Source organism: Amycolatopsis sp. lyj-84, assembly GCF_046549075.1.
Lineage (GTDB): Bacteria > Actinomycetota > Actinomycetes > Mycobacteriales > Pseudonocardiaceae > Amycolatopsis.
The window spans coordinates 201,644-214,017 of record NZ_JAJPWO010000003.1; the positions used below are offsets into that span (position 1 = coordinate 201,644).

12 protein-coding genes are annotated in these 12,374 nt (G+C 68.1%); 4 read left to right on the forward strand and 8 right to left on the reverse strand.

Translation table 11 applies throughout. The annotated features are described in order from the left end of the window. Positions 1-2: 2 nt before the first annotated feature. Genes ACLJRM_RS11040 through ACLJRM_RS11050 form a run of 3 tightly spaced genes read left to right on the forward strand, consistent with a single transcriptional unit; the run spans position 3 to position 3,033 of the window. Entirely contained in the window at positions 3-1,223 is a 1,221-nt protein-coding gene (locus tag ACLJRM_RS11040; RefSeq protein WP_101612087.1) for a hypothetical protein, read from the forward strand. Beyond that, positions 1,220-2,401 carry a glycosyltransferase family 4 protein gene (locus ACLJRM_RS11045; RefSeq protein ID WP_410662963.1) on the forward strand — a complete coding sequence of 394 codons (1,182 nt, stop codon included), beginning with the start codon at positions 1,220-1,222 and terminating at the stop codon, positions 2,399-2,401. The genes ACLJRM_RS11040 and ACLJRM_RS11045 overlap by 4 nt, the downstream gene beginning before the upstream one ends. Next, entirely contained in the window at positions 2,398-3,033 is a 636-nt protein-coding gene (locus ACLJRM_RS11050; protein ID WP_101612089.1) for a phosphatase PAP2 family protein, read from the forward strand. Before ACLJRM_RS11045 ends, ACLJRM_RS11050 begins: the two co-directional genes overlap by 4 nt. On the opposite strand, the gene ACLJRM_RS11055 is transcribed toward ACLJRM_RS11050, so the two are convergent. Continuing rightward, positions 3,017-3,493 carry a hypothetical protein gene (locus tag ACLJRM_RS11055; RefSeq protein WP_410662964.1) on the reverse strand — a complete coding sequence of 159 codons (477 nt, stop codon included), beginning with the start codon at positions 3,491-3,493 and terminating at the stop codon, positions 3,017-3,019. The genes ACLJRM_RS11050 and ACLJRM_RS11055 overlap by 17 nt on opposite strands. 207 nt (positions 3,494-3,700) lie before the next feature. Here ACLJRM_RS11055 and ACLJRM_RS11060 point away from each other — a divergent pair, with 207 nt between their 5' ends. Next, positions 3,701-3,823, forward strand: coding sequence for a hypothetical protein (locus ACLJRM_RS11060; protein WP_255414877.1), 123 nt, complete (start codon positions 3,701-3,703; stop codon positions 3,821-3,823). A 276-nt stretch (positions 3,824-4,099) separates the two neighbouring features. Here ACLJRM_RS11060 and ACLJRM_RS11065 read toward each other — a convergent pair whose 3' ends face one another. From ACLJRM_RS11065 to ACLJRM_RS11095, 7 genes are all read right to left on the reverse strand, one after another. Further along, a complete protein-coding gene (locus ACLJRM_RS11065) occupies positions 4,100-5,545 on the reverse strand; it encodes a right-handed parallel beta-helix repeat-containing protein (protein WP_410662965.1) in 1,446 nt (481 codons plus the stop codon). Positions 5,546-5,601: 56 nt separating this feature from the next. Continuing rightward, the gene (locus ACLJRM_RS11070) at positions 5,602-6,978 is read right to left on the reverse strand and encodes a right-handed parallel beta-helix repeat-containing protein (RefSeq protein WP_101612092.1); all 1,377 of its coding nucleotides are present in this window, start codon (positions 6,976-6,978) and stop codon (positions 5,602-5,604) included. Between the two features lie 119 nt (positions 6,979-7,097). Further along, positions 7,098-8,414, reverse strand: a complete 1,317-nt coding sequence (locus ACLJRM_RS11075) for a glutamate-1-semialdehyde 2,1-aminomutase (RefSeq protein WP_410662966.1) — start codon at positions 8,412-8,414, stop codon at positions 7,098-7,100. A gap of 7 nt (positions 8,415-8,421) precedes the next feature. Then, positions 8,422-8,970, reverse strand: a complete 549-nt coding sequence (gene rfbC, locus ACLJRM_RS11080; RefSeq protein WP_410662967.1) for a dTDP-4-dehydrorhamnose 3,5-epimerase — start codon at positions 8,968-8,970, stop codon at positions 8,422-8,424. Further along, positions 8,967-10,154 carry a polysaccharide pyruvyl transferase family protein gene (locus ACLJRM_RS11085; RefSeq protein WP_101612095.1) on the reverse strand — a complete coding sequence of 396 codons (1,188 nt, stop codon included), beginning with the start codon at positions 10,152-10,154 and terminating at the stop codon, positions 8,967-8,969. Before ACLJRM_RS11085 ends, rfbC begins: the two co-directional genes overlap by 4 nt. Then, positions 10,151-11,101, reverse strand: a complete 951-nt coding sequence (locus ACLJRM_RS11090) for a glycosyltransferase family 2 protein (RefSeq protein WP_101612096.1) — start codon at positions 11,099-11,101, stop codon at positions 10,151-10,153. The genes ACLJRM_RS11085 and ACLJRM_RS11090 overlap by 4 nt, the downstream gene beginning before the upstream one ends. After that, entirely contained in the window at positions 11,098-12,372 is a 1,275-nt protein-coding gene (locus ACLJRM_RS11095) for a hypothetical protein (RefSeq protein WP_101612097.1), read from the reverse strand. Before ACLJRM_RS11095 ends, ACLJRM_RS11090 begins: the two co-directional genes overlap by 4 nt. Positions 12,373-12,374 lie beyond the last annotated feature (2 nt).

The following is a 12,374-nucleotide window of genomic DNA, read 5'->3' on the forward strand; positions in this document are numbered from 1 at the left end:
TCATGCTCGATCCCGCGGTGCGTCCCGCGGCGGCGATCCGCACGGGCATACCCAAGGGCGCCGTCATCGCCTGGACGTTGCTGATCATCAACACCCTGGGCTCGACGGGCGCGAAGACGGTCATCCCGCTGCCGAGGTCGGTCAGCCAGCTGATCACCATGGGCTCGCTGGGCGCCGCGTTCGTCATCGCGCTCGCCTTGAACAGCAAGCTGCGCATCAGGCCCAGCGCGTATCTCTCCCTGCTCACGTTGCTGCTGGTGCTGAGCGTGGTCGCGAGCCTGAACCTGGAAGGCGGGTTCGGCGCGCTGTTCCGCTGCTTCCGGTTCACCCTCTTCCTTAGCACCCTGTGGTTGCTGACCCGCTGGTGGAACGGCGGCCTCGACCTCGTCCGCGCACATATCCGCGCCTATGGCGTGGTGCTGGTGACGGTGGTGATCGGCTTCGCGCTGAGCCCGGGCAACGCGATGCCGTTCGAATACGGCGGACGGCTCACCGGGACGCTGTGGCCGCTGACCCCGCCGCAGGTCGGCCAGTACGCGGCCATCGTCATCGGTCTCACGACCTTGTTGTGGCTCAGCGGGAAGCTGGACCGGCGGAACGCGCTGATCGTCATCGTCCCGTCGTTCGGGATCCTGCTGCTGACGCACACCCGCACCGCGATGCTCGGCCTGGTGGCCGGGACCATCGTGGCGCTGATGTCGCAGTGGATGTCCAGCGCCCGCGCCCGCAAGGTGTTCACCGGGCTGGTCTTCGGCGGGGTGTTCGCCGTGGTGGTGCTGGGCGGGCTGCTGCAGACGTGGTTCCTGCGAGGGCAGTCCGAGGAGAACTTCTCCAGCCTCACGGGCCGGGCGAAGGTGTGGGACTCGCTGCTCGGCGCGCCGCGGACGACGCTGGAGTACTTGTTCGGCGTCGGCCTGACCGACAAGTCCTACGACGGTCTGCCGATCGACAGCAGCTGGCTCGCGGTCTATCACGAGCAGGGCTTCGTCGGGATCGCGATCGTGGCGGCGTTCCTGCTCGTGCTGGTGGTGGTCGCGGTGCTGCGGCCGCCGTCACCGGCGAGGGCGTGCGCGATCTTCCTGATCACCTACTGTCTTTCCGCCTCCTACACCGAGGCGGGCCTCGGCGACGCGTCGCCGTACCTGCTGCACCTGGCCTTGGCCGCGTCGCTGCTGGTGCGTGCGCCCGCCGAGGACCCCGAGTTTCTCAAGGAGCCCGCGTGAAGGTCCTCGTGATCCACAACCGGTACAGATCCGAGCAGCCGAGCGGCGAGAACAACGTCGTCGACCAGGAGGTCGCGCTGCTGGGTGAGGCCGGGCACGACGTCAGCCTGTTCGAAAAGCGCAGCGACGACATCGCGGAGATGTCCTTGCCGCGCAAGGCCATCGTCCCGCTCCAGGTGCCGTGGAACCGGGCCGTGCGCGCGGAGCTGGCCAGACGGCTGGCCGGCGACCGGCCGGACATCGTCCACATCCACAACACGTTCCCGCTGCTGTCGCCTTCGGTGCTGGCCGCCTGCGCCGACGCCGGGGTCCCGACGGTCGCGACCGTGCACAACTACAGCCTGATCTGCCCGCCCGGCACGCTGTACCGCGAGGGCTACATCTGCACCGACTGCGTGGGCCGCAAGCCGATCCCGGCGGTGCGGCACGGGTGCTACCGCGGGTCGGGGCTCGCCACCGTGCCGATGGCGGCGAGCCTGGTGCTGAACCGCAATCGCTGGTGGACCGGGGTTTCACAGTTCTTCTGCATCTCGAAAGCCCAGCGTGAGGTGCTGATCGCCGCCGGGATGCCCGCCGAACGGCTCGCGGTGAAGTACAACTACGTCGCCGATCCGGGCAAGACGCGCAAGGGCGCGGGAGAGCACGTGCTGTTCCTCGGCCGGATCACCGCCGAAAAGGGCATCGGCCTGCTGATGACGGCCTGGGACCAGCTCGCCGCCGTGGGCGGGCCCCTGCCGCCGCTGGTGATCGCCGGCACCGGCCCGATGCAGGACGAAGTCGCCCGCTGGGCACACGGCCGCGACGACGTCCGCTACGTCGGACTTCAGTCCAAAGAGGAATGCCGGGACCTGATCGCCCGCTCGAACGCCGTCGTCGCCCCCTCGGAATGGCTGGAAGCGTTCGGGCTGGTCGTGGTCGAGGCGATGGCCGCCGGTGTCCCGACGGTCGCCGCGGCCCACGGCGCCTTCCGCGAACTCGTCGAAGACGGTGTCACCGGCCTGCTGCACGAACCGGGCAACCCGGAATCGCTCGCGGCGCGGCTGCGCGAGATCGTCGGCGACGCCGAACGGAACCAGGAGATGGGCTGGGCGGCCAGGCTGGTGTACGAACAGGAGTTCACGCCGAAGGTCGGTCTGGAAAGACTTGTCGGCGGCTACCAGGCCGCGATCGACGCGTGATCACTGGTCCGCCCGCACTCCCACCGCGGGCGCGGGTCCCGCTCTGGACCTTGGGCGCCTTCGGCTTCGTCGTCGCCCTCGTACTCGCCCTGCGCTACGCCGGGACCTCCCACACCGCCGGGCTGGACGCCCTCGTCCTCCCCGTCGTCGACCGGGTCGAAGGGCCGCTCTGGTACCTGGCGACCGCGATCGACTTCGCGGGCGAACCGGTGGGCGCGATCATCGTCATCGCGCTGTTCGGCTGGCTGTGCCTGCGGCACCGACGGCCACGGACGGCGATCCTGCTCGTGGCCGCCTCCGGGGTGACCGTGGCGCTGACCACCGGCCTGAAACCCCTGACCGGCAGGCTGATCCACGGCGAATTCCTCTCGTACCCCAGTGGGCACACGGCCTTCGCGGTGACGGTGGCGACCGTGGTCGCTCTGCTGGTGATCGACGTGCGCGGTCTCGGGCCTCTTGGCGGGGCCGGGGTGCTGGTGGGCCTGGTCGCTTTCGCGGGCCTCGCGATGGGGTGGGCCGAGGTGGCGCTCGGGGCGCACTATCCGACGGACACCTTCGGGGGTTTCGGGGTGGCCGTCACGGTGGTGCCGGTGGTGGCGTGGGCGGTGGACCGGCTCACGCGGCCCGCCTGACGGCCGGGCGAGGGCGAGCCTGCGCGGTCCGGAACGCGGCTTGAAGCTCGCGCTCGACCTCGTCCGGCTCGGTGCGCAGCCGGGACGGAAGTGTCTGCAGCACGACGATCCCGGCGGCGACGTATCTCGCGTTGCGGGCGACGGTGGCGCGATGGTCTTCGAGGTTCGCGTGGTGGCGGTAGGAATCGATCTCCCAGGCGAAGGCGATCTCGTCGCACCAGAAGTCCGGGGTGGCGATGTAGTTGCCGTTCGCGTCGAAGATCGGGACGTTCCAGTGGCCTGGTGGGAGACCGGATCTTCGCCAGAGACGCCAGGCGTCGGCCTCGGCGACGGATCTCGCTCCGGCGAGGAGTGGGATCAGGGCCTTCCTAGGCAGCGCTGTTCCGGTGCGGCCGGCTTGGTCTAGTTCGTGGGTGAGCATTTCGGGGGTGCAGAACCGGCGCTGGACCGACTCGGCCATGAGGGCTTGGATCTCGTCCTCGTCGGTGAGGCGTCGGGCGGCGTCGATGACGGCTCGGGGGACCGGGGCGACCGGGAGACCACCTCGGAGGTGAGGGCGGGGCGGATTTCGAGTTCGTTCGACGTACACGAAGCCCGTCGCTGCGACCCGGCGATCGTGAGGGACCAGGATGTGCACGTCTTCTGGTGGTGGTAATCGCTCCAAACCATGGTGGCGGAGCGCCCAGAGGCCGGTCAGGCTCGCGTCACCGCGTCCGTGGAGCAGCGCGGCCTGGAGTCGTTGTTCGTCGGTGGGTTCTCCGCTGTGGAGCAGCACGATTCCGGGCAGTAGCCGCTGCCAGGGACCGCCCGGAGCGCACCGGCGCGTAACGGTCCGGTTCGGTACACCGGCGGCCTCGAGCTCGGCCGCTCGAACGACCAGCGGACCGTCGGTCAGAAGTGGACTGCTCGTCCAGGTTCCTCGTAGCACCGGATCACCATGCGCCCCACCACCGACAAGAATGGGCTGCGAGGAGCATGAACGGACCTGTCGCGCCAAAATTCGGGCGAGTGGGGAAGATTTGAGACGTTCAACGTCTCAAATCTTCCCCACTCGAAGCCGAGCCGCTCAGCAGCCACCATCCCCAAAAGAACTACAGGCGTCCTGCGAGTAAGGAGCCCCCTGCCAAGCCGAAGCCCCCACCGTCCGCGAAGTGTCATGAACGACAAACCGCCAAGCCCCCGTATAAGCGTTGTCGTACCACCGGTTCTCCTGCCGGAAGGTCATCGCGTCCGAAACGACATCGCCCCGATAAGGCGACCACTCCGGAAAGGTCCCGAAATTCGCGAGCATCGCCATCCGCCCGCACAGACCTGAGCAATCAGGACCGTGAGAGAACTTGTTGCCGTGAATGGAAACCCGCTGGGTCTTCCAGCGGCAGTCGTCGTACAGCGGCCGTGACGCGATTCCGGGCGCCGAACAGGTCGAAACCGAGGGGACCAGCCGGGTGCAGGAGCCGGACGAGGTGTTCGCCGGGCTGTTGCAGAAGCGGTCCGCGTTCTCCCACAGGGTGATTCCGGCCCAGTTGTCCTCGAAGACGTTGTCGACGATCTCCACCGAGGAAGTTCGCGCACGAATACGGGGTTCCCCGCCGGCCTCGGAAAGATAAATCGTCCCGACCGGGAAGTCGTCGCCCCGCGCGGCGAACGCGCGGCCCTGGACGAGGGTGTTCCGGCGAAAGGTGTTCCCGCGGACCACGAGGTTGTAGGAGATCTCGTAGAACAACGCCTCCGCCTCGTTGGCCTCGATCAGGTTGTCCTCGATGAGGAAGTCGTTGTTGTTCGTGTCCGCCCACAGGCCGGCGCCGTGGTTGTGGTGGACCCAGTTGCCGCGGACGTCGGCGCCGTCGACGGCCCAGAACTTGGCGCCACCGCTGCAACCGCAACCGGGAACCTGCTTCTCCCAGTCGTCGGTGTTGTTCCCGGTGATCTCGTTGCCCTCGACGAGCAGCCCGGTGATCCCGTCGCCCGCCCGGTAGGCGTTGATGCCGTACTGCCCGTTGTTCCGCAGGCAGTTCCGCCGGATCTGCTGACGCGGTCCCGCCATCATCGCGGCGCCGCGGTTGGCTTCGATGGTGTTGCCCTCGATGGTCCAGTGTTCGCCGGAGTCGTGGTTGACCACACCCTGATCCCGCGGTGCCGCGAAACCGCGGATCGTGAGGCCGCGGATGACGACGTCGCGCGCCTGCTGGGTGAACGCGTAGCGGTTGACGCCGCCACCGTCCAAGACCGCGCCGGGCGCGCCGAGATAGGCGTTGCCGTCCTTCGGGATGATCTGCCCGAACTCGTCCGCGCCGAGCGTGTGCTTGCCCCCGGCCAGCCAGAACGTCGTGCCGGCCGGGAGTTCGCGCGTCTTCACGGAAAGGTCGGTCCCGGGTTCGACGACCACGGCGCCGTCGGGTTTCGACGGGCTCACCGGTCCCGCGTCGCAGACCGCGACAGGGGAAGCCTCGGCCGGTAAGGCCGTGACGACCCCTGTCGCGAGCAGCATCAAGATGACCAGGAACGCGGGCATACCCGAAACGGTAGGCCACTTCGGACCGTCTCAGATGGACACTTACAGGTGAACCTTCAGCAGGTCATCGACTCTCCGAACCCGCTGCAGGTGTCCTGCAGATAGGGCGCCGCCTTCCATTGTTCCGCGGTCAGCCGCCGCGACGTGTCGTGGGCGACGAACGTCCAAGGCCCGTAGTACTGGTTGTCGTACCACCGGTTGTCCTGCCGGAAGGTGATCGCCTCCGAGACCACGGCACCCCGGTACGGCGACCAGGCCGGGAAGGTCCCGTAGTTCGAGAGCACCGCCATCCGCCCGCAGAGGCCGAGACAGCCCTCCATCGTCGAATCGAACTCGAACGTGTTCTCGTGCACCGAAACGCGCTGGGTCTTCCACCGGCAGTCGCCGTACAGCGGCTCGGTCGCGATGCCCGGATCCGAGCAGGTGGGCGTCGGTGAGACCAGCGCCGTACAGGAGAGCGTGGAGGTGTTGGCCGGACTGTTGCAGAACCGGTCCGCGTTCTCCCACAGCGTGATCCCCGACCAGTTGTCGGAGAACATGTTGCCCCGGATGTCGATCCGGCTGGTCCGGGCGGGCAGCCTCGGCTCACCACCGGACTCGCTCAGGTACACCGCGGCGACCGGGAAGTTGTCGCCCTTGGCGGCCCGGGTGCGGCCCTGTACCAGCGCGTTGCGCCGGAAAGTGTTCCCGATCAGCTCCAGGTTGTAGGAGATCTCGTAGAACAGTCCTTCGGACGCGTTGTCCTCGATCAGATTGTCCTCGATGAGGAAATCGTTGTTGTTCGTGTCGGCCCAGAGCCCGACACCGTGGTTGCCGTGGACCCAGTTGCCGACGATGTCGGCGCCGTTCACGGCCCAGAACTTCGCACCGCCGCTGCAACCGCAGCCAGGGACCTTCGTTTCCCAGTCGCCGGTGTTGTTCCCGGAGATCTCGTTGCCTTCGATCACCAGATCGGCCAGCCCGCCACCGAACCGGTAGGCGTTGATGCCGTACTGACCGTTGTTCCGCAGGCAGTTCCCGATCACCCGCTGGCCGGTGCCGGTCATCATCCCGGCGCCTTCGTTGTTCTCGATGACGTTGCCTTCGATGGTCCAGCGTTCGCCGGAGTCGTGGTTGACAACGCCCTGATCCCGTTCGGCGACGAAGCCGCGGATGGTCAGCCCGCGGATCACCACGTCCTTGGCCGACGTGGTGAAGGCCGCGCGGTTGAGCCCGCGACCGTTGAGCACGGCGCCGGGCGCGCCGAGGTAGACGTTGCCGTCCTTGGGCATCACCTGGCCGAACTGGTCGGAACTCAGCGTGTGCTCGCCGGGTGCCAGCCAGAACGTGCTCCCCGGCGGGCTGAACCGGGTCCTGTCGGTCAGGTCGGTGCCCGGTTCGATGACCTGGGCGCCTTCCGGGGCGGAAGGGACGCCGACGGTCGTGCCGCACACCCCTCGAGTCGGCTCTGGAGTCGCCACCGCTGTGGTTTCAACGGCGACCTGGAGCAGTAATACCGACAACGCGACGCAAAGCGTGCGCGAGCCGGCCGAGCGATATGCGATCCCTGAACTCATACCCTTCTCCGAAACACCGGCTTGACCGAACGGCCACCCAGCCACGGCGCCGGGTCATCCGCGTCGAGAGCTTTGCGATACACGAGGCAGGCCTGCGAGACCACTTCGACCGTTCGGTCGATATCTTCTTCGGACAACGCGCTGCTGACCACGAACGACGGTCCGAGGACCCCGCCCGTGACCAGTTGCCGCAGGAACAACGTTCGGTAGTCCTGCGACGGTTTCTTTTCCGCGTCGAGCGTGCCGAAGACGAGATTGCTCGCCCGGCCGCGCACGACGACGTGTTCCTCGACTCCGGCCGAGGCCGCGACTTCGCGGACCCCGGCGGCGAGCCGGTCGCCGAGCGCGTGCAGCCGCGCGGCGATGCCTTCTTCGGTGTAGGTCTCCATGACCGCGATCGCGGCGGCCAGTGAATGCGTCTCGGCGCCGTGCGTGGTGGACAGCAGGAAGACGCGGTCCCCGGCGGTGCGAAGGCCGCCGAGTTCCATCAGTTCGCGTTTGCCCGCCAGCGCCGAGACCGCGAATCCGTTGCCGAGCGCCTTGCCGAACGTCGAGAGATCCGGCGTGACGCCGTAGAGCCCCTGCGCGCCAGCCTCGGACCAGCGGAATCCGGTGATCATCTCGTCGAAGACCAGGACGCAGCCGTAGCGGTCGGCGAGGTCCCGCAGGCCGGCGAGGTATCCGGCGGGCGGTTCGAGCTGGGTGGACGCCTCCAGGATCAGGCAGGCGATCCGGCCTTCGTGCTCCCGCAGCATCTGTTCCGTCGCGGGCAGGTCGCCGTAGGGGAACGACACGGTGAGATCGGTGATCTCATCGGGGATGCCCGTGGACATCGCCGTGGTGCCGATGAACCAGTCGTCGATGGAGAAGAAGGCGTGGTCGCGGCAGATCGCCACCAGCGGCCTGCCGGTGGCTGCCCTGGCGAGCTTGACCGCGGCCGTGGTGGCGTCCGAGCCGTTCTTGGCGAACTTGACCATTTCCGCGGTGGGAACGGTTTCGAGGAACTTCGCCGCCGCCCGTTCCTCCACAATGGACGGACGGGCGAAGTTGGCGCCCCGGTCGATCTCCCGGTGGGCCGCTTCGCTGACCCGCGGGTGCACGTGCCCGAGGCTGACCGCGCGCAGCCCCGAGCCGTACTCGATGTACTCGTTCCCGTCGACGTCCCAGACATGTGCGCCGCGCCCGTGGGAGATGACCGGTGCCAGGTTCTCCGGGTACTGGTCGTCGCCCTTGGCGTAGGTGTGCGCGCCTCCGGGGATCATCGCGTGGAGACGCTCGTTGGCCCGCATGGACTCGGGAAGCTGACGGGACACGTCTATCTCACCTCGTGTTCTGTAGTACCGCGGAGAGCGGGAGGGCACGGCGGTCCCGCTCCGAGACGAAGGCCGCCGGAAGCGGCCAGTCGATCGCCAGTTCGGGGTCGTCGTAGGCGATCGCGACGTCTTCGGCGGGATCGTGTGCGCGGTCGATCCGGTAGGAGACGTCGGCGTACTCGGTGAGCGCCTGGAAACCATGCGCGCACCCGGCCGGGATGTACAGCGAGATCTGGGTCTCCCCGGACAGGTCGAACGTCTCCTTGCCGAGATAGGTCGGCGAATCCGGCCTCAGGTCGACGACGACGTCGAAGACGGCGCCCCACGAGCACCGGACCAGTTTCGCCTCGCCCTCGCCGGAGCGGAGGTGCATCCCGCGCAGCACTCCCTTGCGGGACCGGGAAACACTGTCCTGGAGGAACCCGTTCGGGTCGATCCCGGCCGACCGGACGACGTCGGCGTCGAACGTGCGGCTGAAGAAGCCTCGCTCGTCGGCGTGCGGGGTCGGCTCGAACAGGAACGCGCCCGCGATGGCGGGCACCGGGATCACCTTCATCGGACTCCCATCGGCAGGAAGGCGGCCGACAGTTCGGCGAACTGCTCGTCCAGTAGTCGTACCTGTTCGTCGCCGCGTTTCGCCAGGATCCCGGTCAGTTCGCCCGCCCGGGTTTCGAGTTCGGTGAACTGGCGCACCAGCGCGTCGAAATCGATCTCCTTGGCGGACTGGCAGAAGTCCCCCAGCCCCAGTGCGGTCATGAGGACGTCGTTCTTGCCGGCGTACCCGACGGACAGCGTCGGTTTCGCCAGCTTCAGCGCGCACAGGACGTTGTGGTAGCGGGTGGCGACGACGGTCTCGACCGCCGACATCGCCCGCAGCACATCGTCCAAAGTGGACGTATCGGCGGCGGCGATCAGCGGGGAATCCAGCTCCCGGATGATCTCGTCGACGACCTGCCGGTCGGCTTGGTCGCCGATGAACAACCGCACCGGGCGGCCGTCGGCGACCAGCCTGGCGACGAACCGGGTCATGTTGTCCACATAGGACTCGTAGATCTCGTCGGCGCGCGCCCTGTCGTCGTTCCCGCCGCGATAGGCCATCACGCCGACCCCGACGGAGCGGGGCTGCACCGGTTCCGACGGTGCCGGGAGGGCGAAGGCGAGATCCGGGTAGACGCGGTCGTTCGTGACGTCCACCCCCATCGTGCGCATCGCTTCCCGTGACGGCTCGTCCCGGTACGACCGGAACGTCGCCAGCCGCGCGGCCCAGCCGATGATCGACCGGGTGGCCCGGTGCGTGCTCACGCTGGCGCCGACGCTCACCAAGGCCACCTTGGTGCCGACCAGACGGCCGGACGCCGAAAGCAGCAGCAAGGCGTACGGGAAACCCCACGGGCGCAACGGAAGGGTGGATTCGAGGACGCCCATCCCCGGCACGATCACCACGTCCTGGCGGCGTGCCCACGCCGCCGTGCGGAAGACGTCGACGAGTTTCCCGAAGCCCTTCATGGCGATGGACAGCGGTCCCGAGGCCGTCCGGTACTCACCCTGATACCAGTTCAACGCGGTCGTCTCGAGTTCGTGGCGCGACGCGACGATTTCCGGACCGCCGCACATCACGCTGAGCGCGGCGTCTGGATGTTCCGCGCGCAAGTACCCGAGAACCGCCTCGAAGGAACCGTCGTTGCCGAGGTTCCCGGATCCGAGGAGTCCGAACAGCCCGATTCTCGCGGGCGAGGTCAAGGGAGTCGTCCCTCCTGGCCGGCCACTACCGAGACCACCGACACCTCACGCGGACCGGTTTCGGCCTCGGCCTGCACCGGCATCCGGCCCATGGCCGGGTTCCCGGCCCGGTTCAGCATCCACTGCCGCAGGTACCGGAAGCATTCGCGTTTCTCCGCGCCGGAGATCGGCGCGTTGCGGATCGCGTTGGCGTAACCCAGGACGTACTCGCCGAGCAGCCGGATCATCGGGTGACGCAGTTTGTCGGCCCGCTTCGGGTCGAGGTTGGTGGCACGCCTGCGCACGGTGGGGTGCTCGTGTTCGGAGCGGCCGGGGTGGTCGCGGCGGAAGTACAGCCAGTCGGGCACCTGGTGGAACGGGCCGTGCAGGGCCAGTTCCGAGATGATCGTGCGGTCCGCGTGGTGGTAGCTGTCCAGCGGCGCGACGCGGCGCAGCACGTCGGTGCGGATGACCGCGCCGTCGTCGTCCCCGCCGGGAGCGAACAGCGTGCTGCGGAAGCGTTCCGCGGCGTGCGGCGAAACCGTGTTGAGCGGGTACTCCAGCGCCTGCGTGACGATGCCCTTCTCGTCGATCATCGCCGTCCACGAGTGCGACAGGACGAACTCGGGGTGCTCGTCGAGCGCCTCGACACAGCGCTCCAGCAGGTCGCGCGCGTAGAGGTCGTCGTCGGAGGCCCACTTGAACAGCTCACCGCGGGCGATGTCGACGCAGTAGTTGTGGTTGGGCGCGCAGCCGATGTTCACCGGCTGCCGCACGTAGCGCACGCGGGAATCCAGCTTCGCGTACCCACGGCTGATCTCTTCGGTGCGATCCGTGGACGCGTTGTCCGAGATGATCAGTTCGAAGTTCTCGTAGCTTTGGCCGAGGAGTGCGTCCAGCGATTCGGCGAGGTAGTCCTCGCCGTTGTAGACCGGGAGCCCGATGCTCAGCCGAGGAGCGGTGCTCATGACGTCCTCATTTCTTCCTTCTCCGAAGTCAGGTGTTCTTTGAGGGCGATGTGCAGCTGGAGCCACCACACCGCTGATCCGCTGGTGATCGCCAACGCGACCCCCCAAGCGGATCCGGACGCCCCGGCCAAGAAGGCGCCAATGAGCCCGAAACCGACGTAGCCGGCCGAGTTGATCAGCTGGGCGCGAAGGCTCCTTTTCGCAGCGCCGAGCGCACGCAATCCGGCGGCCGCCCCGGTGTTGAACCCTGCCGCGGCGATACCGATGGTCACCGGGAGGATCAACTGCGAGGCGGGATCCCAGACGTCACCGAGCACGAACCGGCCGGCGTCGTCGGGTACCAGAAGCAGGGCGAGACCCCAGAGCAGGGCCGCGGCCGCCTGGCCGGCACCGAGAACGGCGCAGAAGTTCCGAAGGCGGTGCGGGGCCCGTTGGAGCACCCGTGCGCTTTCGGCCACCGTGACCAGGGAAAGTCCCATCAAAAGGGCGAAGAACGGTCCGAGCAGCAGTTCGGCGCCGCGCACCGCGCCGACGCTCGCCAGCCCGGCGATCGCGCCGAGGCCGTACATCCGCAGCTGGGTCGAACCGGCGTTGCTGACGTTCTCGATCACGTACCGGGCGCCGAGGTCGCGGTGCCGTTTGAGCCATTCGAGCGTGCCGCGCGGATCCGGCCGGACGCCCGCCTGCAGACAGCCGTACCCGGCGGCGACCGCCCCGGAAAGCCCCCACGCCAGGATGAAGGCGATGACCGTGTCGAACCACCGGTGCGCGATGAACAGCGCCGGGATCAGCGCGATACCCCAGACGACGTCGTTGACGAACGCCTTCTTCCCGTGCCCGGCGGCGAAGAAGGTGAACCGCCAGGCGTCCTGCAGCAGCAGGGTGGGGATGACGATCCCGAGCGCGACGAACGCGCCGCCGATGGGGCCGCCCACCACGAGACCGGCGACCACACTGATCGCACCGGCGACGACACCCGCGGAGAGCGCCGTGCCGGTCGCCTTGGCGGTCGCCGTCCGCCAGGTCCCGGTGGGTACCCCGGAGAACCGCACCATCAGCGGATCCGTCGTCAGCCCGCGCGACAGGTTGAGCACCACGCCGTAGCTGACCCAGGCGAGGCTGAACATGCCGAAGGCGAACGTGCCGAGTGAGCGCGCCACGAACAGCCCGACCACGAAGTTGGTGATGCTGGAGACGGCCTGGTCGCCCAGGCCCCAGCTGAGCCGTCCGGCCATGGCCCGGACGGCTTGGGAACGCAGCAGTGATCGCATCG